Annotated in this window: 18 protein-coding genes and 1 pseudogene; 10 read left to right on the top strand and 9 right to left on the bottom strand. The window is 36.8% G+C overall.

Annotated elements, in window-relative coordinates:
- The first annotated feature begins 16 nt into the window (after positions 1-16).
- The 4 genes from C8D70_RS12915 to dnaJ all read left to right on the top strand — a co-directional run bounded on the left by C8D70_RS12915 (position 17) and on the right by dnaJ (position 4,881).
- On the top strand, positions 17-1,348 hold the full coding sequence (locus C8D70_RS12915; protein ID WP_110367578.1) for an OmpA family protein: 1,332 nt from the start codon (positions 17-19) through the stop codon (positions 1,346-1,348).
- A gap of 113 nt (positions 1,349-1,461) precedes the next feature.
- The gene (locus C8D70_RS12910) at positions 1,462-2,796 is read left to right on the top strand and encodes an Nramp family divalent metal transporter (protein WP_110367577.1); all 1,335 of its coding nucleotides are present in this window, start codon (positions 1,462-1,464) and stop codon (positions 2,794-2,796) included.
- A 331-nt stretch (positions 2,797-3,127) separates the two neighbouring features.
- Positions 3,128-3,664: a nucleotide exchange factor GrpE gene (locus C8D70_RS12905; RefSeq protein WP_076595706.1), complete on the top strand. Its 537-nt coding sequence runs from the start codon at positions 3,128-3,130 to the stop codon at positions 3,662-3,664.
- Positions 3,665-3,762: 98 nt separating this feature from the next.
- Entirely contained in the window at positions 3,763-4,881 is a 1,119-nt protein-coding gene (gene dnaJ, locus C8D70_RS12900; protein ID WP_076595707.1) for a molecular chaperone DnaJ, read from the top strand.
- 587 nt (positions 4,882-5,468) lie between these two features.
- Here the strand turns inward: dnaJ and C8D70_RS12890 are convergent.
- Positions 5,469-6,353 carry a DUF808 domain-containing protein gene (locus C8D70_RS12890; protein ID WP_076595708.1) on the bottom strand — a complete coding sequence of 295 codons (885 nt, stop codon included), beginning with the start codon at positions 6,351-6,353 and terminating at the stop codon, positions 5,469-5,471.
- 329 nt (positions 6,354-6,682) lie between these two features.
- Here C8D70_RS12890 and C8D70_RS21075 point away from each other — a divergent pair.
- Both C8D70_RS21075 and C8D70_RS12880 read left to right on the top strand, forming a co-directional pair.
- A pseudogene (locus C8D70_RS21075) lies at positions 6,683-6,892 on the top strand (tetratricopeptide repeat protein); the annotation flags it as partial.
- 65 nt (positions 6,893-6,957) lie between these two features.
- Positions 6,958-7,827: an alpha/beta hydrolase gene (locus C8D70_RS12880; protein ID WP_110367575.1), complete on the top strand. Its 870-nt coding sequence runs from the start codon at positions 6,958-6,960 to the stop codon at positions 7,825-7,827.
- A 272-nt stretch (positions 7,828-8,099) separates the two neighbouring features.
- Here the strand turns inward: C8D70_RS12880 and C8D70_RS12875 are convergent, their stop codons facing one another.
- The 4 genes from C8D70_RS12875 to C8D70_RS12860 form a co-directional block, all read right to left on the bottom strand.
- Positions 8,100-8,795 carry a DedA family protein gene (locus C8D70_RS12875; RefSeq protein ID WP_076595710.1) on the bottom strand — a complete coding sequence of 232 codons (696 nt, stop codon included), beginning with the start codon at positions 8,793-8,795 and terminating at the stop codon, positions 8,100-8,102.
- An 86-nt stretch (positions 8,796-8,881) separates the two neighbouring features.
- Entirely contained in the window at positions 8,882-9,994 is a 1,113-nt protein-coding gene (prfB, locus tag C8D70_RS12870; RefSeq protein WP_076595778.1) for a peptide chain release factor 2, read from the bottom strand.
- A 195-nt stretch (positions 9,995-10,189) separates the two neighbouring features.
- The gene (locus C8D70_RS12865; RefSeq protein WP_110367574.1) at positions 10,190-11,293 is read right to left on the bottom strand and encodes an NAD(P)/FAD-dependent oxidoreductase; all 1,104 of its coding nucleotides are present in this window, start codon (positions 11,291-11,293) and stop codon (positions 10,190-10,192) included.
- Between the two features lie 71 nt (positions 11,294-11,364).
- On the bottom strand, positions 11,365-12,717 hold the full coding sequence (locus tag C8D70_RS12860) for an AAA family ATPase (protein WP_110367573.1): 1,353 nt from the start codon (positions 12,715-12,717) through the stop codon (positions 11,365-11,367).
- 116 nt (positions 12,718-12,833) lie between these two features.
- On the opposite strand from C8D70_RS12860, the gene C8D70_RS12855 reads away from it, so the two are divergent.
- The 3 genes from C8D70_RS12855 (at position 12,834) to C8D70_RS12845 (ending at position 15,335) form a co-directional block, all read left to right on the top strand.
- Positions 12,834-13,736, top strand: coding sequence for an ABC transporter ATP-binding protein (locus C8D70_RS12855; protein ID WP_076595713.1), 903 nt, complete (start codon positions 12,834-12,836; stop codon positions 13,734-13,736).
- 2 nt (positions 13,737-13,738) lie between these two features.
- On the top strand, positions 13,739-14,584 hold the full coding sequence (locus C8D70_RS12850; protein ID WP_110367572.1) for an ABC transporter permease: 846 nt from the start codon (positions 13,739-13,741) through the stop codon (positions 14,582-14,584).
- A 100-nt stretch (positions 14,585-14,684) separates the two neighbouring features.
- A complete protein-coding gene (locus C8D70_RS12845) occupies positions 14,685-15,335 on the top strand; it encodes a hypothetical protein (RefSeq protein ID WP_110367571.1) in 651 nt (216 codons plus the stop codon).
- Between the two features lie 41 nt (positions 15,336-15,376).
- On the opposite strand, the gene msrB is transcribed toward C8D70_RS12845, so the two are convergent.
- The 4 genes from msrB to C8D70_RS12825 all read right to left on the bottom strand — a co-directional run bounded on the left by msrB (position 15,377) and on the right by C8D70_RS12825 (position 17,845).
- Complete coding sequence (msrB, locus tag C8D70_RS12840) at positions 15,377-16,474, bottom strand: peptide-methionine (R)-S-oxide reductase MsrB (protein WP_110367616.1); 1,098 nt, start codon at positions 16,472-16,474, stop codon at positions 15,377-15,379.
- 17 nt (positions 16,475-16,491) lie between these two features.
- Entirely contained in the window at positions 16,492-16,935 is a 444-nt protein-coding gene (locus C8D70_RS12835; RefSeq protein WP_076595716.1) for a DUF417 family protein, read from the bottom strand.
- 80 nt (positions 16,936-17,015) lie between these two features.
- Entirely contained in the window at positions 17,016-17,285 is a 270-nt protein-coding gene (locus tag C8D70_RS12830) for a hypothetical protein (protein ID WP_110367570.1), read from the bottom strand.
- Between the two features lie 5 nt (positions 17,286-17,290).
- Positions 17,291-17,845 carry a sigma-70 family RNA polymerase sigma factor gene (locus C8D70_RS12825; RefSeq protein WP_110367615.1) on the bottom strand — a complete coding sequence of 185 codons (555 nt, stop codon included), beginning with the start codon at positions 17,843-17,845 and terminating at the stop codon, positions 17,291-17,293.
- 272 nt (positions 17,846-18,117) lie between these two features.
- Between C8D70_RS12825 and alaS the strand changes: the two genes are divergently transcribed.
- Complete coding sequence (gene alaS / locus C8D70_RS12820; RefSeq protein WP_110367569.1) at positions 18,118-20,721, top strand: alanine--tRNA ligase; 2,604 nt, start codon at positions 18,118-18,120, stop codon at positions 20,719-20,721.
- The last annotated feature ends 422 nt before the right edge of the window (positions 20,722-21,143 follow it).

Genomic DNA, 21,143 nt, shown 5'->3' with positions numbered 1-21,143 from the left:
AAAAAATTTATTTATTATGTCTTTAAATGTCATTGATTTAATTAAAGGACAATTAGGTCCCGCTTTGGTTTCACAGGCTGCATCCCAGTTTGGAGAAAGTGAATCCGGTATTTCTAAAGCAATTGGCGGATTATTACCTGCTGTAGTAGGTGGATTAGCCAATAACGCAGATAAGCCTGGCGTTGTGGATGCTATTACACAAGCCTCTTCAAGTGGAATTTTAGGAAATTTATTAGGCAGCTCGTCTAGCAATCCTATTATTTCAAACTTGTTATCTTCCATTTTTGGGGATAAAGTAAGTGCATTAGTCAATTCCATTGCCAGTTTTTCAGGAGTCAGCAATACGTCTGCTGGTTCTTTGTTAAACCTGGTAACTGGGGCTACAGTAGGTACTGTTGGAAAATATGCCGCAGACAATAATTTGGGTGCTTCAGGTATTTCCAGCTTACTGAATGATCAGAAAGGCATTATTTCTTCTTTATTGCCGGCAGGTCTTTCTTTGGCTTCCTTCGGATTAGGAGCTGAAAATTGGTTTGGTCAGGCAAAAGAAACAGTTGCTTCAGTAACTTCTACTGCTAAAGATAACATCGCTGAAGGTGTTGCTACTGCAAGAGAAAATGTTTCAGAAGGAGCCAGAGAAGTAAGAGAAAGATTTGAAAATAATAACAATAATAATCAAGGCGGAGGTTCAATCTGGAAATGGTTGCTTCCGCTTTTATTATTGATTGCTGCTGCTTATTTCTTATGGAAACAGTGCGAGAAAAAGCAGACTACTACAACCACTACCACTACATCTGACTCAGCAGCAATGGGTTCAACTGCAGATACAGCTGCTACAACAGGAACAACAACCCCTGCTCCTGCAACAGCTAAAACAGATGAAGATATTGAGCTTAATGGGGTAATGTTAAAAGGTTACAAAGGAGGAATGGAAGATCAGATGATTACCTTCCTGAAATCCGGTGGTTACAAAAATGCTGCTGATGATTCTGCATTGAAAGATAAGTGGTACGATTTCGATCACGTAAATTTCAAAATGGGAAGTTCTACTGAGCTTGAAGCAGGTTCACAAGGACAATTGGATAACTTAGTGGCTATCCTTAAAGCTTTCCCTGAAGCAAAAATCAAAGTTGGAGGTTACACTGATAAAACAGGAAACGAAGCTTCTAACGTAAAATTATCAAAAGCAAGAGCTGAATTTATCAAAGCTGCTTTAGCTAAAGCTGGCGTTGGCGCACAGGTAATTGCTGCTGACGGTTACGGAAGTCAATTTGCTAAAGTAGATGCAAAAGCTTCCGACGCTGAAAGAGCTGCTGACAGAAAAATGTCTATCAGATTTGCGAAATAATTTTTAGACTTAATAAAAATAAGATCCCGGGAATGAATTTCCGGGATTTTTTTGTGTCATGATTTTTCTGTTTACATTTATTTAATTAAATTTGTTAGTCATTCCTAACATTTATGAGTTTCAATATAAAAAGCGCCTGGCGAAAAGATAAAACAAACCATTCCTTATCAGAGGTTTATTCATCAATCAAAGTACCTAAAAATGCAACTTTCTGGAGAAAATATCTTGCCTTTGCAGGACCAGGTCTGATGATTGCCGTAGGATATATGGATCCGGGAAACTGGGCAACAGATATTGCCGGAGGAGCTCAATTCGGGTATACACTCCTTTCAGTTATCCTTATTTCCAATATTTTTGCAATGGTTTTACAACACTTATCTGTGAAACTGGGAGTGGTTGCAGAAAGAGACCTTGCGCAAGCCTGTAGAGATCACTTCAGTCCTACCACTAATTTTATTCTCTGGATATTCTGTGAAATCGCGATTGCCGCCTGTGACCTCGCTGAAGTCATCGGATCAGCCATTGCACTTAATCTATTATTCCATATCCCGTTGACGTGGGGCATTGTCATAACCACAGTAGATGTTCTGATTATCCTTTTACTTCAGGCTAAAGGTTTCCGATGGATTGAGAGTATTGTAGGTGGCCTTATATTTATCATTCTGGCTTGTTTCGTGTATGAAATTGTCATTTCTCAACCTGCTTTTAATGAAATTCTTGGAGGTTTGGTTCCTCAAAAAGAAATTATTCAGAATCCTGCTATGCTTTACATTGCAATCGGGATCCTGGGGGCTACCGTAATGCCGCACAACCTATATCTGCATAGCAGTATAGTACAGACCAGAGATTATACCCGTGATACCCAAGGAAAAAAAGAAGCCATAAAATTTGCCACCATAGACAGTACCGTTTCATTAATGCTGGCATTCTTCATCAATGCTGCAATCCTTATTCTGGCTGCTGCTACATTCCATACAACAGGAAACGAACATGTTGCAGACATTCATGATGCTTATAAAATGCTGACACCTATTTTAGGAGCTTCCATGGCAAGTATTGCGTTTGCTATTGCTTTATTGGCATCCGGACAAAACTCTACGCTGACAGGAACTCTTGCCGGGCAGATCGTAATGGAAGGATTCCTGAACATCAGATTAAAACCATGGCTGAGAAGATTAATTACCAGACTTATTGCTGTAATCCCGGCACTTATTGTCGCTATTCTTTATGGCGAACAGGGAACCACTGAATTATTAGTTTTAAGCCAGGTAATTCTATCCATGCAGCTGAGTTTTGCTGTTGTTCCGCTGGTAATGTTTACGAATGATAAAGCCAAAATGGGTGATTTTGTCAACAAGCCGTTCCTGAAAATCTGTGTATGGATTATTTCCATCATTATCATTGTTTTAAATCTGTATCTGTTGTATCAGACATTTACGGGAGAATAAAAAATACAACTATAGTTTTTTAAATGGACTATTGGACATTATTAAATGAATGGTGAATAGTCAATTTTTTTGCTTCGCAAAGTCAATGTTTAAAATTACACACCTACAAATTCGCAAGCGAGGCGGATTGACATCTTCATCATAGATAAGTGAATGGTCAATGGGCAATCTTTGCTTCGCAAAATCAATTATTAATCTACCCTACAACAAATTCGCAAGTGAAGCGGAATGATTTATTCACTATTCATAGCTATTTATTTTTCTGCCTTAATGTCCAGATTTTGGATTTGGCAGGCTCTTTGTCAAACAATCAGTAAATAAATATTGAATTATGGAAAACCAGGATATTAACGAAGAAAGCATCAATAATCAGGAAGAAAACAATGTTCAGAATGACGCATCGTCTCAAGACAATGTGACAGTTGCTCCTTCTCCAGAGGAACTTTTGGCAGAAGAAAAAGACCGTTACATCAGATTGTATGCTGAATTCGAAAATTATAAAAAAAGAACGAGCAAAGAGAAGATGGAATTCTTCCAGTATGCCAACCAGGAAATGATGGTTTCAATGTTAGGAGTTTTGGATGATTTTGAAAGAGCTTTAAAAGAAATCGCTAAAAACGGAAATCCAGCTGACCTGCAAGGTGTAGAGCTTATCTATCAGAAATTCAAGAATAAACTTACCGAAAAAGGCTTACAAACAATGGAAGTAAAGGCTGGTGACAGCTTTAATGTTGATTTCCATGAAGCGATTACTCAGATCCCTGCTCCAACGGAAGATTTGAAAGGAAAAATCGTAGACGTTATTGAAACAGGATACACTTTGAATGATAAGGTAATCCGTTTTGCAAAAGTAGTAACAGGAAATTAAAATTCATAAATGATAAATGATGAGTGATAATTGAATGTTTCACTTATTAGCTTTAGAATATCTTTTATCATTTATCAACAATCAATTATAAAATTGTCATGTCAAAAAGAGATTATTACGAGGTTCTTGAGATCAGCAAATCTGCATCTGCCGACGAAATAAAGAAAGCATACCGTAAAATGGCCATCAAATTTCACCCGGATAAAAACCCAGGGGATAAAGAGGCTGAAGAAAAATTTAAAGAAGCAGCTGAGGCTTATGAAGTTCTGAGCGACGATCAGAAACGTGCCAGATACGACCAGTTCGGACATGCCGGAATGGGAGGAAATGGTGGTTTCGGAGGCGGTGGCTTCGGAGGCGGAATGAACATGGAAGATATTTTCAGCCAGTTTGGAGATATTTTCGGTGGTGGTTTCGGAGGATTCGGCGGCGGTGGTGGTGGCCGTCAGCAGGTGAAAGGTTCTAATTTAAGAATCAGAATCAAGCTGAACCTTGAGGAAATGGTAAATGGTACTCAGAAAACCATAAAAGTTAAAAAAATGAAGATGGCAGAAGGTGCCACTTCAAAAACATGTCCTACCTGTAACGGTTCCGGTGTTCAGTTAAAAGTAATGAATACCATGTTTGGTCAGATGCAGACCCAAACTACCTGTGGTACCTGTCAGGGAATTGGAAAAGTTGCTGACAAAATTCCGGCAGGAGCTAATGCACAAGGCCTTATTAAAGACGAAGAGGAAATTGCCATCAATATTCCGGCAGGAGCAAGAGACGGTATCCAGCTTAATGTGAGAGGAAAAGGAAATGATGCTCCGTTTGGTGGAATTCCGGGAGATTTATTGGTGATCATTGAAGAGGAAGTAGACCAAACGATCAAGAGAGAAGGTGATAATCTTCATCAGGAGCTGTATGTTTCATTTGCTGAAGCTGCTTTAGGAACGAAAAAAGAAATTCCTACCGTAGGCGGAAAAGTAAAAATTACCGTTGATCCGGGAACTCAATCCGGAAAAATCTTAAGATTGGCAGGAAAAGGACTTCCAAGCATCGACAGTTATGGTAAGGGAGACATGTTCATCCACATCAATGTATGGACACCACAGAAACTTACTAAAGACCAGAAAGAGTTCTTTGAAAAGCAGATGTCCAGCGGAGAAATGGTTGCAGAACCATCCGGAAAGGAAAAAACTTTTTTTGATAAAGTAAAAGATTTATTCAATTAATATAAAAAAAGAGGCTGTCTCAAAAGTGTCATTCTGAACGAAATGAAATGTAGTGAAGAATCTCATATGTTTGGTTATCAATAAGATTCTTCCTTCGTCAGAATGACAAAAGCCAGATTGTTTGACTTTTGAGACAGCCTCTTTTTTCCTTTGAAGAAAGCTCCACTTTTGTGGCAATGAAAGTAAATAATGGCGACTTTGTCACTGAAAAAGCCTTATAAACAAACGTATGCTTAAAGGAAATGAATTGATTTGATTTCAACTTTTTGGCCTTTCCTTTTAGTAACAACAGCTTCGACAGGCTCAGCCTGACAATGCTTATAAATTCCGGTTGGTATTCGGGTTATCCCCTGAGCCTGTTGAAGAGCTATCATGTTAATTATTAATCTCGAGTATTAATTAAAGGATAAGCCCATCAACTTTAATTGATTTAACAAAAGATATTGAATGAATTCTTTACGTTAAACAAAATTTCATAGATATTAATTATAGCCAATATCAAGCGCTGAAATATCGAATAAACCTGTAAAAAAGTCCTGTACTCTCTCGAATACAGGACTTTTTTGGTTATTTAATTCTAATTCTGTTTATTTTTTGGTGGCTAAAGAATAGATTCCTTTTCCTAAAGTAAAAACGGCAACTGCTGCCAACCCACCAACAACACCAAGGGTAAGCTCTTTCAAAACATCCGGCCAAGTTGGAAGTATACCATGGAAAAATTCAATCCTATGTAGAAAAATTCCACCAGCAACCATTATTAAAGCAATTGTTCCTACTACTGCTAATATTTTAATAACAATAGGTAAAGCCTTCACTAATACATGTCCAAGCCTCCCGAAAAAACCTTTATCGTTACTTTTCTTTATTAATTTAAACCCTGCATCATCCATTCTTACAATCAAAGCTACAATTCCATAGACTCCAACAGTAGCGATAAATGCAACCAGGCTCGTTACTAAAATCTGCGTAATGAAAGGATGACTTTCTTCCAATACGGTTCCTAAAGCAATAATAACGATCTCTATTGATAAAATAAAGTCAGTTGTAATTGCAGATTTCACTTTCTCTTTTTCAATTTCTTCAGAACTCTTTTGGTCTTCTTCAATTTCCTCTATAACTTCATGACCTTTTTTTTCACGGTGAAAAAGAAATTCTATGACTTTCTCAACGCCTTCAAAAGCCAGATAGAATCCTCCAAGGATCAAGACATAATTAATAGCCGGAGCATACAACCAATTGAGTAAAAAAACGATAGGCAGAATGATCAGTTTGTTGATAAAAGAACCTTTTGTAATTGCCCATAAAACCGGAATTTCCCTGGAAGAAAGAAAGCCAGTGGCTTTTTCTGCATTTACAGCCAGGTCGTCTCCTAAAATTCCTGCTGTCTTTTGTGTAGCGATCTTACTGGTAACTGCTACATCATCCATCAATGCTGCAATATCATCCAAAATAGCAAAAAAGCCTGATGCCATATTTTAATAATTTTTTAATCTTTGTTAAGTTCAGCAAAAATAATTATTTAATTCCGTTTTTGTATTCTCAATATGACAATAATTTTGAAAATTATAAGAATCATTAAACGGATCTTCACTTTTAATATTTTATATCTTTGTTGAAAACCTATTCAATGGTTTAAAACTGGGAAGACCAATTACAAAGCATATGGCTAAAACCTGGAACAATAAACAATGAAGCGTTTATTCAGCAAATTAAAGATCATGTAGAGTTACTTACCGGTAACAATTCCCAGACTATTGCTGATTTTGAAAGTCTATTTCACCGGATATGAAAAAGAAGAGCAAGAATCCAGCTGGTAATCACCCTAAGAAATAATGGAAAAACAGAAGAAAGCATTCATATTTTAAGGGAAGAAAAACCCCATTATTCTGATGAACTTAACGATGCGGTAGATTCTTTTTTAGCCCTGTCACTTTCTTCAGCAGGAAAATACGGGGAAGCATTATCATTAAGCTTAAAAGCAATATACCGCCATTTGTCCAGATACAACTGATCTGTCTACAATTATGCCAATGATCTGTATAAGGAATTGTAATAATATTTTTTTATTTTTACTCTATGAAAAAGCTCGTTCTCCGGTATCATTTTTTCGCTATAGGATGTGTTGGCTTCGTGCTGCAGTCCTGTAATACAAAGTTCAGGGTTTGGGTAGGTACCGGAGGCCAGCAGAAGATTTACAATCTGAAATATGGTGAACATAAGAGGCAAAAAATGGATGTCTTTCTTCCCAAAGATTATGATGAAAATTCTCCTGTTGTGCTGATTGTACATGGCGGAGCCTGGACTTTAGGCAGAAAAGAACATATGATTCAGGTTCAGAAAATGCTTTTTGAAAACAGAATTCCCAGTATCAATATGAATTACAGACTGGTTTCTGCAAAGGAGAAAATCACTTATAAACAACAGCTTGATGATATTGCACTGGCTATTGAAAAATTCAACTCCTTAGCAGAAAAAGCCGAGCTTCAGCCTAACAATTACATTCTTCTGGGAGAAAGTGCCGGCGGACACCTTGCCTTACTTTACGGATACCAGCATCCTGAACAGATCAAAAAAATTATCTCTTTAAGCGGACCAACAGATTTTTACAGCTCAGAATATCTTAAATCGTTTTATTCTAAATATACTTCTCCCACTTTTCAAAAAGTAGTGGGAACTAAGTTTGACCGGAACAATGTTTCTGAAGCCTTTAAAGAAGCCAGCCCTATTGCCAATATTACCAATGTTCCTACCTTGCTGTTTCAGGGAAACAATGATATACTGGTCAACCAGCATCAGGGAATCGCCATGGATTCGGCACTTACGAATATGAATATTCCTCACAAATTCATTTTCATGAAAGGAGCCGGGCATGCACCCAGATTTTTCAGTAAAAGAAAAAGAGACAGCATTATCTACCCGAATATTCTGGAATGGGTCAGAAAATAGAAGTTTATAACTTTTTCTATTAAACGCTAAGGATAAATAATCCACTGTTTTATCTTCAAGGAGGCAAAGAGAAGTGACTTTGTCACTGATGAAGCTGATAAATATACATTTGCTCAGAAAGAATCAATTACAGTAATTCCCAACTTTGCTTTCTTACAATAATACTCTATCAAAATTAATCTTTGTGTTAAGAAAAAGCTTATCTATCCATAAGCAAAAAAAAAGCCATCTCATTATTGAGACAGCTGCATATTTTTTGATTGGATTCTTTCTTATTCAGAATCATTGTTTTCATATTTTGAGAAATCATCCTTTTTCCCGAAAACAAACTTAATAATCACAGGAAGTGTAGTTACCAAAACAATAACAATAATGATATATTCCAGTTTTTCTTTCAGATTGATACCAAACTGCTCCATAAAAAGCTTGTCCAGATAATGTCCTGCAAAGATCAGAATGAATGACCACAATACAGCACCAATAATATTATCTCTTAAAAACTCTTTTTTATCCATTTTTACAATACCTGCTACAATGGGAGTAAAAGTTCTTACAACCGGTAAAAATCTTGCCATAATAACAGCTAATGCTCCATGTTTTTCAAAGAAATCGTGTGCCTGATAAAGATATTTTTTTTTGAAAAGCATTGAATCCGGTCTTTTATACAAAGCTGGGCCTGCTTTTCTTCCGAAATAGTAGCCTACTTCATTTCCAACAATAGCAGCAAGAGCTACTCCGGAAGCCAGTAAGGTGGTATCTAAGAAATCGCTCCCTGTAGAGCCAAAAGTCTCTTTGATGATTTCAACGGCATAAATTCCCGAAACGAACAGTAGTGAATCCCCAGGTAGAAAAAATCCTACAAAAAGGCCTGTTTCAGCAAAAACAATAAACAAAATCAGCCAAAACCCTCCCATTTTTATATAAAACTCCGGGTTTAATAAATCCTTCCAGCTATTGAAATCTTCCATAAATATCGATGAACAACAAAAGTAAGCCTAAAATGTCTGAAACAAAAATTAATTATAAGATTTTAACTAAAATTCAAACATGATTTTTATAAGTCGGGATCATCATCGGAAACTGCCGTTCCGTCGGCCATTAAGAATGCTTTAAGGAAAGGAGTGATATTACCGTTCATTACCGCATCCACATCTGAGGTTTCATGACCTGAGCGCACATCTTTTACCAATTTATATGGATGCATAACGTAATTTCTGATCTGGCTTCCCCATTCGATCTTCATTTTGTTGGCTTCAATCTCGTTTCTGGCTTTCATACGTTCTTCCAGTTCCATTTCGTAAAGTCTTGAACGAAGAAGCTGCATTGCCTTTTCTTTGTTCTGAAGCTGAGAACGGGATTCTGAGTTTTCAATGATAATTCCTGTTGGTGCGTGACGAAGACGTACAGCAGTTTCTACCTTGTTTACGTTCTGTCCTCCTGCTCCGGAAGATCTCATTGTTTCGAAACTGATATCAGCAGGATTGATATTAATTTCAATGGTATCATCTACTAAAGGATAGACATATACTGAAACAAAACTGGTATGACGTTTTGCATTACTGTCAAAAGGCGAAATTCTAACCAGTCTGTGTACTCCGTTTTCACCTCTTAAATATCCAAAAGCAAATTCGCCTTCAATTTCCAAGGTAACAGTCTTCACTCCGGCTACATCACCTTCCTGAAAGTTCAGTTCACGGATTTTATAGCCTTGCTTATCTGCCCACATGGTATACATTCTCATCAGCATGGATGCCCAGTCGCAACTTTCCGTTCCTCCTGCTCCTGCTGTGATCTGCAGTACTGCAGAAAGTTCATCTCCTTCATTGGAAAGCATATTTTTAAATTCCAGGTCTTCAATTTTCTCCACCAATTGCGGAAATGTTTCGTCCAGTTCTTTTTCAGAATCCGGATCTTCTTTAGCAAAATCAGCCAAGACCTGAAGGTCTTCAAACTGTGTCTGAATTTCATCATAGCTTTCTACCCATTTTTTCTTGGAACGAAGCTGTTTTAAAAATGCTTCAGCCGTTTTTGGATTATCCCAAAATTCGGGTGCCGCAGTTTTTTCATCATCATTGGCTATTTCAATCTTCTTTTTTTCAATCTGAAGGTATCTGTGTAAGTCTTCAATTCTGGATTGAACTTCTTTTATCTGGTCGTTGCTTATCACGAATGTTTCTTTTTTGCAAAAATAAGGAATTCTTTTAGAGTGGAGCGTTCTGAGTTTAAAGTTCCAGGTTTTAAGTTTTGGGTTTGAGGTGCGGGTTTGTGAGTTTGAGAGTAAGAGGGTTTTAGGGCTAGAGTGTGTATTTAACTTCCATTCTCCAACTTCCGGCTTCCAGCCTATAATTTCTAAAATCATATATCAAATCATCTCTGCTATCATTTCTCCAATCTTCGGAGCTAAGGCGACTCCCATTCCAGAAAGCCTTACGGCACAAAACTGTTTCTCCGAAACTTGTTTTACAATAGGTGACTTTTCTTCACCCATAGCCATTATTCCTGACCAGCGAAGGGCAATGGTAAAATCATTATCAGGAAGGATCACTTCTTTTAAAAAGTTTTCCAGATGGTGCTGCAGAAATTCTGTGGTTTCAAATGCGGTTGTTTCTTCTTTTTTAAAATCCTGATTTCTTCCACCGCCCAGCAATATTCTGTTTCCTACATTTCTGAAATAATAATAGCCTTCGTCATAATGAAACGTTCCTTTAAGTTTTAAACCATCTATAGGCTCAGTGAGAAGAATTTGTCCACGGGCCGGAATAATATTTTCATTTTCCAGAAACTTTGATGTGAACGCATTGGTACAATAGATAAGCTGATCTGCTTTTACAGAAAGGCCGGCGGAAAGATGAACCTCAACGTTGTCTGCTTCTTCAATATGCTGAACTTCCGTTCCAAATAAAAATTCGATTTTCAGTTCATGACACTTTTCTAAAAGCTTTTGTAATAACTTTCCTGAATGCAGACTTCCTTCACAGGGATTTTCAATCAGGAATGCAGATTTTCCAAGTCCGAATTCCTGTATTTTGTTCTGTTTCAGAGTATAGGTCTGATTCAGACCAGTTATTGTTTTCAGTTTTTCATTGGCAGCATCCATCTGGGCTAAAAGCTCTTCATGGTTTACAATTTCATAGCCACCGTTAAGTTCAAAATCAATTTCATTCTTTTTAAAATACTGCTGAATTTTCTGAAGTCCCTCAAATCTCATGGTAACGAGCTCCAATGTTTTTTCCCAACCCATTTTCTGCGAATCGGCAATGACTTCTGTAAAACTTCCAAAGCACGCAAACCCGGCATTTCTTGTGGAAGCCCCCAATGGAATGGCGTTCCGTTCAATAATCAAAACGGATTTTTCAGGATATTTTTCTTTGATGGATATGGCAGTCCACAGCCCGGAAAACCCCGCACCAATAATGATGATGTCTCTTTTTCTGTAGAAAGTATCCAGTTCCCAGATGCTGTTCATGAGTATTTTTGTAAAATGTATAAAGTAGTAATGTATGATACAGTGCAACCTTAATTCTTAAATCGTAGTCACTATCCTTTATCTTCCTCATTATTATGTGAAAACCCGATTGCTCTTCTTGGTTCTTCTACAATTCTATAGGTTTCCAGCTCATTCTTCAATGCCTGGATTCTAAACTGAAAATCATCAAAATTATTAATAATGGCATCCGCGAGAAAACGTGCTACCTGATCAAGATATTCTTCAGTAAGCTTTGATCCTGCATCCCTTAATGCACTGTCTAAAAGTTTCTGATCTATTTTCAGCTTTTCGTTTCTGGTTCTCTGGTAAAGATTTTTAATTCTTTTCTTTAAGCTTTGGGTAAAGTCTATCAGCATGGTGTTGCTGAATGCTTTCATTTTTGAAGAGATTTCGTGCCAGAAAGGTATTTTATCTGCTTTATTGTTTTTAAGTATTTTGTAGAGTAAAGAATCTTCTTCCAATCCTCTGGTCATGGCGTAAAGAATGATTTCCGAACGCTCAGAAGCATTGGGGGGAAAGACCGGAATCATCACATCGAATCTTCCGGGAGCAAGAATCTCTTCGTCAATTTCTGAAACAGAATTGGCAGAACCTACCATGAGGACACCTTCTTTTTCAAATTTTCCGATGTAGTGAAGAATAAGTTCCTGAGCTTCGAGATTACGGGAAGCTACATCTGTTTCTGCTCTTCTCTGCATCATAATTTCATCAAAATCATCCATGAAAAGCAGCATTTTGTTTTCCTTCATCATGTTCAGCAGAAAATCACTGAAGTTGATTTCATTTCCGTCAATCAATGAAGTTCCCAAATAATGCTTTTTCACTTCTTTAAACTGATATCCAATAATTTCAGCAATTTTGTTAGCCCAGAAGATCTTGCCGCTTCCCGGAGGTCCATACAGAATAATTCCTGCAGGTTTGTTGATTCCCCAGTCTTTGATCTGCTGTGGATTCAGGAAGGGTTCCAAAACTGTGGAGGTATAAAAGAAAAGGTCTCTGTATCCTATAAAATCTCTTTGCTGAAGGCTGGTTTTATGCCCGAAATAATCATAGACAAACTGATAATTGCCGCCCAGTTTGTTATCAATTCCGTAGCTTGAAATGGAGGATTTGAAAAAGCCGTTATCAAAAATATTGAGATTATGATCTTTAATCACCTCCTCTACTTTATCTTTAGGCTGATTGATAACTTCAGCAATCTGCTCCAGTGTTTTATTTTTATCAAGATCTTTTTCGTATAACCTTAAAAAATCTACATTTTCGCGGGCAAATTTTTCAAAATCTTCTTTTACCTCAAAATTGGTACTGACACAGTCTACCAGTTCAAGATCAAAATCCTGGATAAACTGTTTGATGGCTTCTGCAGAAACATTTAATTCTTCTGCCAGTTCAATTAGCTTCATAACTGTTGATTAATACTATCAAATTTAATGTATTTGTTCATAAATTAATATTGATTTATGATAATTCTGTAACATTATCTAATTTATATAGACTACTACTATGTAAAACAAATTACATGGAAAAGATTTTATCAGTAAAAAATTTGACAAAGAAATTCAAAAGAGTTGTGGTCAACAATATTTCTTTTGATGTCGAAAGAGGAAATGTTTATGGCCTTTTAGGTCCGAACGGAAGTGGAAAATCCACTACTTTCGGAATGCTGCTGTCAACCATCAATCCTACCAGTGGAGACTGGTTCTGGTTTGGAAAAAAGGGAACAGATCCGGAAACGTTGAAAAAGATCGGGGCGATTATCGAACAGCCTAACTTTTACCCTTATCTCAGTGCAGAAACCAATCTTAAGATTGTCGCTGAAATTAAGCAAACACCCTATTCAAGGATTGACGAAGTCCTGAAGACCGTTAATCTGTATGAAAGGAGAAAAGATACTTTCAAAACCTTTTCTTTGGGAATGAAACAGCGTCTTGCCATTGCTTCGGCGATGCTGAACAATCCTGAAGTAATGATATTGGATGAGCCGACCAACGGACTGGATCCTGAAGGAATCATTCAGATCAGAGAAATCATCAGTGATATTGCAAAACAAGGCATCACGATTATCATCGCCAGCCATCTTCTTGATGAAATTGAAAAAATCTGCAGCCATGTAATTGTACTCAAAGAAGGAAATTCCATTTACTGTGGAAGAGTGGATGAAATGACTTCCAACAACGGATATTTTGAACTGAAAGCAGATAATAACACATTGCTGTTAAATACCCTTAACGAGCTTCAGTGGTTCTCTTCCATCCATCAGGAAGGTGATCTTATCAAAGCCCAGATCCGTGATGATGCTTCTGTTTCAGCTTCGGCAATGAATCAGAAACTGGCAGAGAAAGGAATCTATCTTTCCCATTTGACCAAGAAAAAAATGTCTCTTGAATCTCAATTTCTTGAACTTGTAAAAAACACCCATTAATCATGATCAAATTATTAAAACTGGAATACTATAAAAACCTGAACTACAAACCGTTCAAAGTTTTCACAATACTCTATTTCGCCATTCTTATTGCTTTACTTTTCATTGGATTGATTGACTTTGATGTTTTCGGAGGAACGATCAATCTAAAGGAAGAAGGAATTTATAATTTCCCTGAAATCTGGAATTTCACCACATGGATTGTTGCTTTGCTGAAAATTTTCCTGGGGCTGATCATTGTTTTCTCTATTTCACAGGAATTCAGCAACAGAATGTTCAAGCAGAATACGATTGATGGATTGAGCAGAAAAGAGTTCATCACTTCAAAACTTTTAACGATAAGTATTTTCACAATTGTTTCTACAGTGATTGTATTCGGGATTACTATTTTCCTTGGATATCAATATTCTAATACAAAAGAATCTGCAAAGGTTTTTGCTGAGATTTTCTTCATTGGAAATTACTTTGTGAAGCTATTTACATTCTTTTGCTTCTTAATGTTCCTTTCCATTTTACTGAGAAAATCTGTTTTTGTTTTTCTTGCCCTTTTCGTTTTGTGGATTGGCGAAGGAATTTTAACCGCTCTTGAAACGTATTCAAAAGTAAAGGGAATGCAGGGACCACAAAGAAACGAGGTTCTTCAGAACGATTTTTTCCTAACGCATCTTTTACCGCTGGAAAGTATGTCCAACCTTATTCCTAATCCGATGATGAGATTAAATATGGCTAAAATGATCGGCTTAAAATATGAATTTCACTACCCTACGGAAAGTCTTATCGCCTGTCTGGTGTGGTGTGCTATTTTTATATTCGGATCGTACTGGATTCTGAGAAAAAGAGATTGGTAGATGTCTATATTTAGAATTTAAAAGTTGTTTTTAAAGTGGTTCGTTTTCGGATCACTTTTTTTGGCTTAAAATTTTCATTCAGCATTGTCAAAAAACAGCCATGAAAAAAATATACTACTTTCCGGGATTGATCAGTGCCCTGCTGATTCCTGTTTTATTCTGGTATTATGGAAACCAAAAGTCTGAAGATATTAACGTTTCTGTGATAGATATTGGACTTCCTGCCAAAGAAAGAGAGGGGATTAAAAATACTTTTGCAAGTTTTGAACCTGCAAGAAACTGGAATTACAAAAAAATAAAAATAGTCCCCGGTACTGCTAAAGAAAATTCAAAATCATATGTCTCTGAACTGAAAAATCTTCAGAAAAGAAATGAGAAAGAGTCTGGTATTGAGTTTATTTTAGATCAAAATAATAGCTATGGTGATTTTGTCTCTGTTTTGAATGATCTGGCAATCGCCAAACAGGAACAATATGCCGTTGACCTGGAGAAAACAGGACATATTTTTGCGGTTTATAGCTATATAGATCCTAAGGTGCAATATCCTGAATATGAATGTTTACTTTGTAATGATACTATAGATTGGGGGCCAGCAGAAACTATGAATGCTTTTGAATCTACCCGCTATGGGCAGATCTTTAACCTGTTTACAACCGCTTCCAAAGAAACTTCCTACATTATTTTCGGATTTCTCATATTTCTGAATATCTCTATGCTCAGCATCAAAGAACGGTTTCAATTACATCACTAACTCAAAATAAAAGGCTGCCAGATGGCAGCCTTGCTTTCATATTACTTTTTATCTAACAACGGAAGATATTTTCCGTATCCTTTTGTTTCCATTTCTGCTTTTGGAATAAATTTCAGAGAAGCACTGTTGATACAGTAACGAAGTCCTCCTTTATCCTGCGGTCCGTCTGTGAAAACGTGTCCTAAATGGGCATCACCGGTTTTACTTCTTACTTCTACTCTGTCCATACCATGGGAACGGTCCAGCTTTTCATCAATCAAACCTTTGGTAATCGGTTTTGAGAAACTTGGCCATCCACATCCGGATTCAAATTTATCGGTAGAGACAAATAAAGGTTCTCCGGTGGTAATATCTACATAAATTCCTTCACGGGTTTCGTTCCAGTATTCATTCTGGAAAGGTCTTTCCGTGCCGTTTTCCTGGGTAACATTATATTGTTCTGCAGTTAATTTTTCTTTTAAAACTTTTTTATCCTGTTTTTGATAAGCCGGTTTTGGAAGCGGATTGGCTTTTTTCGCCATTTCAAAAAGTCCCGGTTCAATATGACAGTAACCGCCCGGATTTTTATCCAGATAATCCTGGTGATAATCTTCTGCTCTGTAGAAATTTTTCAATGGAATAGTTTCTACGACTACTGGTTTATTATAATTCTTTGCCAGCTTCTGAACTTCATCTTTTACCACCGCTTCATCTGTTTTATTGGTGAAATAAATTCCGGTTCTGTATTGGTTTCCTCTGTCATTTCCCTGCTGATCCTTACTTGTAGGATCAATGGTTTTAAAATAAAGATCAATCAACAGTTTCAGATCTACCTGTTCAGGATCATATTTTACTTTTACGGTTTCTGCAAAACCTGTTGTATGACTTACCACCTCTTCATAAGTAGGATTTTGGGTATTTCCGTTGGCATAGCCTACTTCTGTTCCTACCACTCCACGAATCTGTTGAAAAAAATGTTCTGTCCCCCAGAAACATCCACCTGCAAAATAAATCTCTCTAACGTTTTTGTTATCCATAATTTTCTCATTTTCTTTTTTTATTTCCACTACATCAGGCTTGTTTTTTTTAAAAAGCCCGGATCCCGCAGCAAATACTGCTATACCCAGAATGATTCCGAGTACAATTAATATATTTTTCATTTTATCCTTTTTATTCATTACTTATTATTTTGAACAATCATGAATCCAAATCCTAAAAGCATAAGGTCTTTCAGAATAAAGAAATCCGTCACAGGAACTCCGTCTACTATTTTCCAGATTCCCGGTGTTGTAAATAAATAGCTTAATGTTACCAGAAAAGTTACGATCATTCCTATACCTGCATACTTTTTCAGTACTGCAAATTTCGCACTAAATATCAGGAGTAATGCAATGATAATTTCTATCGTTCCGATAAGATTTGACACTGCCTGGACGCTTATAATTTTATATACGAAAAAAGTTAAGAAATGGTTTTCCACCAAAGGTTTTATGGCTGCTGCTTCTGTGGGAGTAAATTTGAAGATACCAATCCACAGAAAAATAAGCGCTGCTCCGAATAGGGAAATGTAATACCCGGTTCGGGATAATAGATTTTTAGATTTTTGTGCTGTTCCGACCATGTTTTTAAGATTTTAAATGAATACTTTATTGTTTTCAAAAGTATAGTCGGAGCTATTTTACAATCCTGACAGAAATTTTCTTAGAAATTTAATTTATCGATCATTTTATTTTTAAAGTCATGAATTTCAGATTCATTTATTTCCGTTTTTTGTTCAGAAAATTTCTTTTTAAACACTTTATCCAGAATTGCCAGCTTTTCATTGTACATTCTGCACCATTTGCAGATCATAAGGTGCATGCTGAGCATCCTGTTTTCTCTGGAAGAAATAGATTGGGCATTCCTCTTTTCCATCAGTAAAGTGGCTTCACTGCATGGTAAAAATAATTTATGTAGTATTCTTCTTATCATTTCTCTTATGATTTTGAAAACCAGTTAAACTCCAGACATTCTCTCAACTGCATTCGGCTTCTTTGCAGAATCTTCCAAAGATTAGTCGTAGAAACTTCTAATTCCTGACTGACTTCCGGTGCTTTTTTTTCTTCGATATAATACATTTTAAGCAAAATCTTCCATTTGGAGGGCAATTCTTCAATACATTCTTCTAATGTTTTATTAAAATCTGCACTGTCTAAAAGCTCATCTCCATCGCCAGAAACATTCCAGTCGTTTAAAACATCATTATTTTTCCATGATCCGGTTTCATCAAAAAAATGATCAAGTCGGATCTTGGGTTCGGATTTATATTTTTTCCGGTAAAAATCTGCAACTTTTCTATTCAGAATAGCCATCAGCCAGGTAAGAGGATTGCTTTTCCCTTCAAAAGAATCATAGGCAGAATAGGCTGCAAGAAAAACTTCCTGAACCACATCCTGTGCATCTTCTTTATTGGAAAGTACATACAGTGCTCTCTTCAAAAGTGGTCCTGAATATTGTTCTATCCAGTCTTTCAGCTCTTCATCTTTTGTCATTGGAAGGATTTTTTGTCTTTTTTTCAGATCACAACGAAGGTAGTAAGTTAAACGGAAAATTGCAAAATTAGATAGACTATTATTGATTACAGTCATTACAAAACTGCTATTACAAGCCTTAAAGGTTTTGAAAACCTATAAGGTTTACCACATATCCGTTAGCCAAACTCGTTATCATTCAAAACATAGCATAAAATTATTACAAATCGCTTAAAAATCTTAAATTTGCATCTTATCAAAAATTTGATATTTAAAAAAGCAAAAGCAATACTATGACATCACAAGAAATACGTCAAAAATTTTTAGACTATTTTAAAAGTAAAGGGCACCTTATAGTTCCTTCAGCTCCTATTGTGCTGAAAGACGACCCTACCCTTATGTTTTCCAACTCCGGAATGACGCAGTTCAAGGATTTTTTCCTTGGCTACAAAACACCTACCGCCCCTAGAATTGCCGATACCCAAAAGTGTCTTAGAGTTTCAGGGAAGCACAATGACCTGGATGATGTAGGTAGAGATACTTACCACCATACCATGTTTGAGATGTTAGGAAACTGGTCTTTCGGGGATTACTTCAAAAAAGAGGCTATTGCTTTTGCCTGGGAATTACTGACTGAAGTATACGGAATTCCAAAAGAAAATTTATATGTAACGATTTTTGAGGGTGATGCTTCAGAAAATCTTGACAGAGACCAGGATGCATATGATTTCTGGAAATCTCATATTTCCGAAGACAGAATCATCAATGGAAATAAAAAAGATAACTTCTGGGAAATGGGTGAAAGTGGACCGTGCGGACCGTGTTCAGAAATCCATGTTGACTTAAGAACACCGGAAGAGAAGGCGAAAGTTTCTGGACTTGAATTGGTGAATAATGATCATCCACAGGTTGTAGAAGTATGGAATCTGGTTTTCATGGAATTCAACAGAAAGGCAGATAAATCTTTAGAGAAGCTTCCTGCTCAGCACGTAGATACAGGAATGGGATTTGAACGTCTTTGTATGGCGCTTCAAGGGAAGTCTTCCAACTATGATACGGATGTTTTCACTCCGCTTATTGCTAAAGTTGAGGAACTTTCAGGTAAAAAATACACCGGAATTTTAGAAGACGAGAAAGATATTGCGATCCGTGTTGTGGTAGACCACATCAGAGCTGTTTCTTTTGCTATTGCAGACGGACAATTGCCATCCAATGGAGGTGCCGGTTATGTAATCAGAAGAATCTTAAGAAGAGGAATTTCTTATTCTTACAGATTCCTTGATATGAAAGAACCTTTCCTTTACAAATTGGTTGCTGTGCTGCAGGAGCAGATGGGAGCATTCTTTCCTGAGCTTGAAAAACAGGGAAAACTGGTTGCTGAAGTGATCAAAAGTGAAGAAGACTCATTCTTAAAAACCATTGAAAACGGTCTGATCAGAGTTGAAAAACTGATCCAGCAGACAATTGGCAATAACCAGAAAGTATTACCAAGCGAAGAAGTTTTTGAGTTGTATGATACGTACGGTTTTCCTGATGATTTAACAAGAATTATTGCTGAAGAAAAAGGATTAACGATTGATGAAGCAGGCTTCAAAGCTGAAATGGAGAAACAAAAGCTTCGTTCAAAAGCAGATTCTGCTCAAAAAGTATATGACTGGGTAACTCTTGAATCAAAACCTGAAACCTTTGTAGGATATGACCAGATTGAATCTGAAACCTATATTACAAGATACAGAAAGGTAGAAAATAAAGACGGAGAATTCTATCAGGTGGTATTAAGCAGTTCTCCTTTCTATCCTGAAGGAGGTGGACAGGTTGGAGACAAAGGTGTTCTTGAAAATGCTGTTGAAAGTTTTGAAGTGCTGGAAACTAAAAAAGAAAACGGATTAATTATTTCATTAATCAACGGTCTTCCAAAAGATGCAGGTGCTGTTTTCTATGCTAAAGTAAATGCTTCTGAGAGAAAAAATTCTCAGGCTAACCACTCTGTGACTCACCTTCTGCATGAAGCTTTAAGAGAGGTGTTAGGAACTCACGTAGAACAGAAAGGTTCTTATGTTGGGCCGGATTATCTTCGTTTCGACTTCTCTCATTTCAACAAAATGACTGAGGAAGAATTAGCATTAATTGAAGAAAAAGTAAATAAAAAGATCAAAGAAAGTATTACTTTACAGGAATTCAGAAATATTCCGATTCAGGAAGCTCTGGAAAAAGGAGCAATGGCTTTATTTGGTGAAAAATATGGTGACAGTGTGAGAATGATCCAGTTTGGAAGTTCAAAAGAACTTTGCGGGGGAACTCACGTAAAAAACACCAGCGAAATCGGTCATTTCAAAATTACTTCTGAAGGTTCTGCTGCAGCGGGTATCAGAAGAATAGAGGCTATTTCAGGAGATAAATCTGAAGAATATTTCCACAATCTTGAAAAACAGATCATTGAACTTTCTCAATTATTAAAATCTAAAGATGTGGTAAGATCTATTGAAAAACTGATCGAAGAAAATACCTCATTGAAGGCTGAAGTAGATGCTCTTAAAAAGGAAAAGGCAAAAGGAGAAATCGGAGAATGGAAGAATGCATATGAGCAGAAAGGCAACAAGCAGCTTCTTGTAAAGAAAACGTCTCTGGATGCAGGTTCTGTAAAGGATATTGTATTCCAATTGAAGAAAGAAATTCCGGCTTCAGTTACCATCATTCTTTCTGATGCAGACGGAAAACCAATGATTACTGTTGGCGTTTCTGATGATCTTGCAGCAGATTATCAGGCTGGAGCTATCGTAAAAGACCTTGCAAAAGAAATCCAAGGTGGTGGTGGCGGAAACCCTGGCTTTGCAACAGCTGGTGGTAAAAACCTCGAAGGTTTGGAAAATGCTTACCAAAAAGCTTTGACTCTCTAAAATAGAAACCTCTATTATAAATTTTAGCCCCGGCTGTCTCAGAATTAAGACAGCCGGGGTTGTTTTTAGTGCATATCATATTATTTTAACACAAAGTCTTTTCTATACTACTTTATAATTTCAGGAGGCAAAGAATGGAATCAACTTCATTGATTCTGACTAAGTGTGTGTACTATTCTTACTTCTCACAGATGAAAGAGATTACGCAGATTTTCCACAAGCATCTGCATAATCTGTGAAATCACCGAGAGATAAAAATGAACTTGGAAGGTTATATAAGCTGGATATATGTTTTATTTAACGCCAGGATCGCCAAGAAATTCTCATGCTATCATCAATATTTTCGTTCCACTCCGCTATGAAATGTTTGCGTACTCTGCGCTATAACATACTATTCTTTATTACTAAGATTTCATCAAAGT

It is taken from the genome of Chryseobacterium sp. CBTAP 102 (genome assembly GCF_003201365.1).
GTDB lineage: Bacteria > Bacteroidota > Bacteroidia > Flavobacteriales > Weeksellaceae > Chryseobacterium > Chryseobacterium candidae.
The sequence above is the reverse complement of the archived record's forward strand: the minus strand, read 5'-3'. Positions and strand labels throughout refer to the sequence as shown.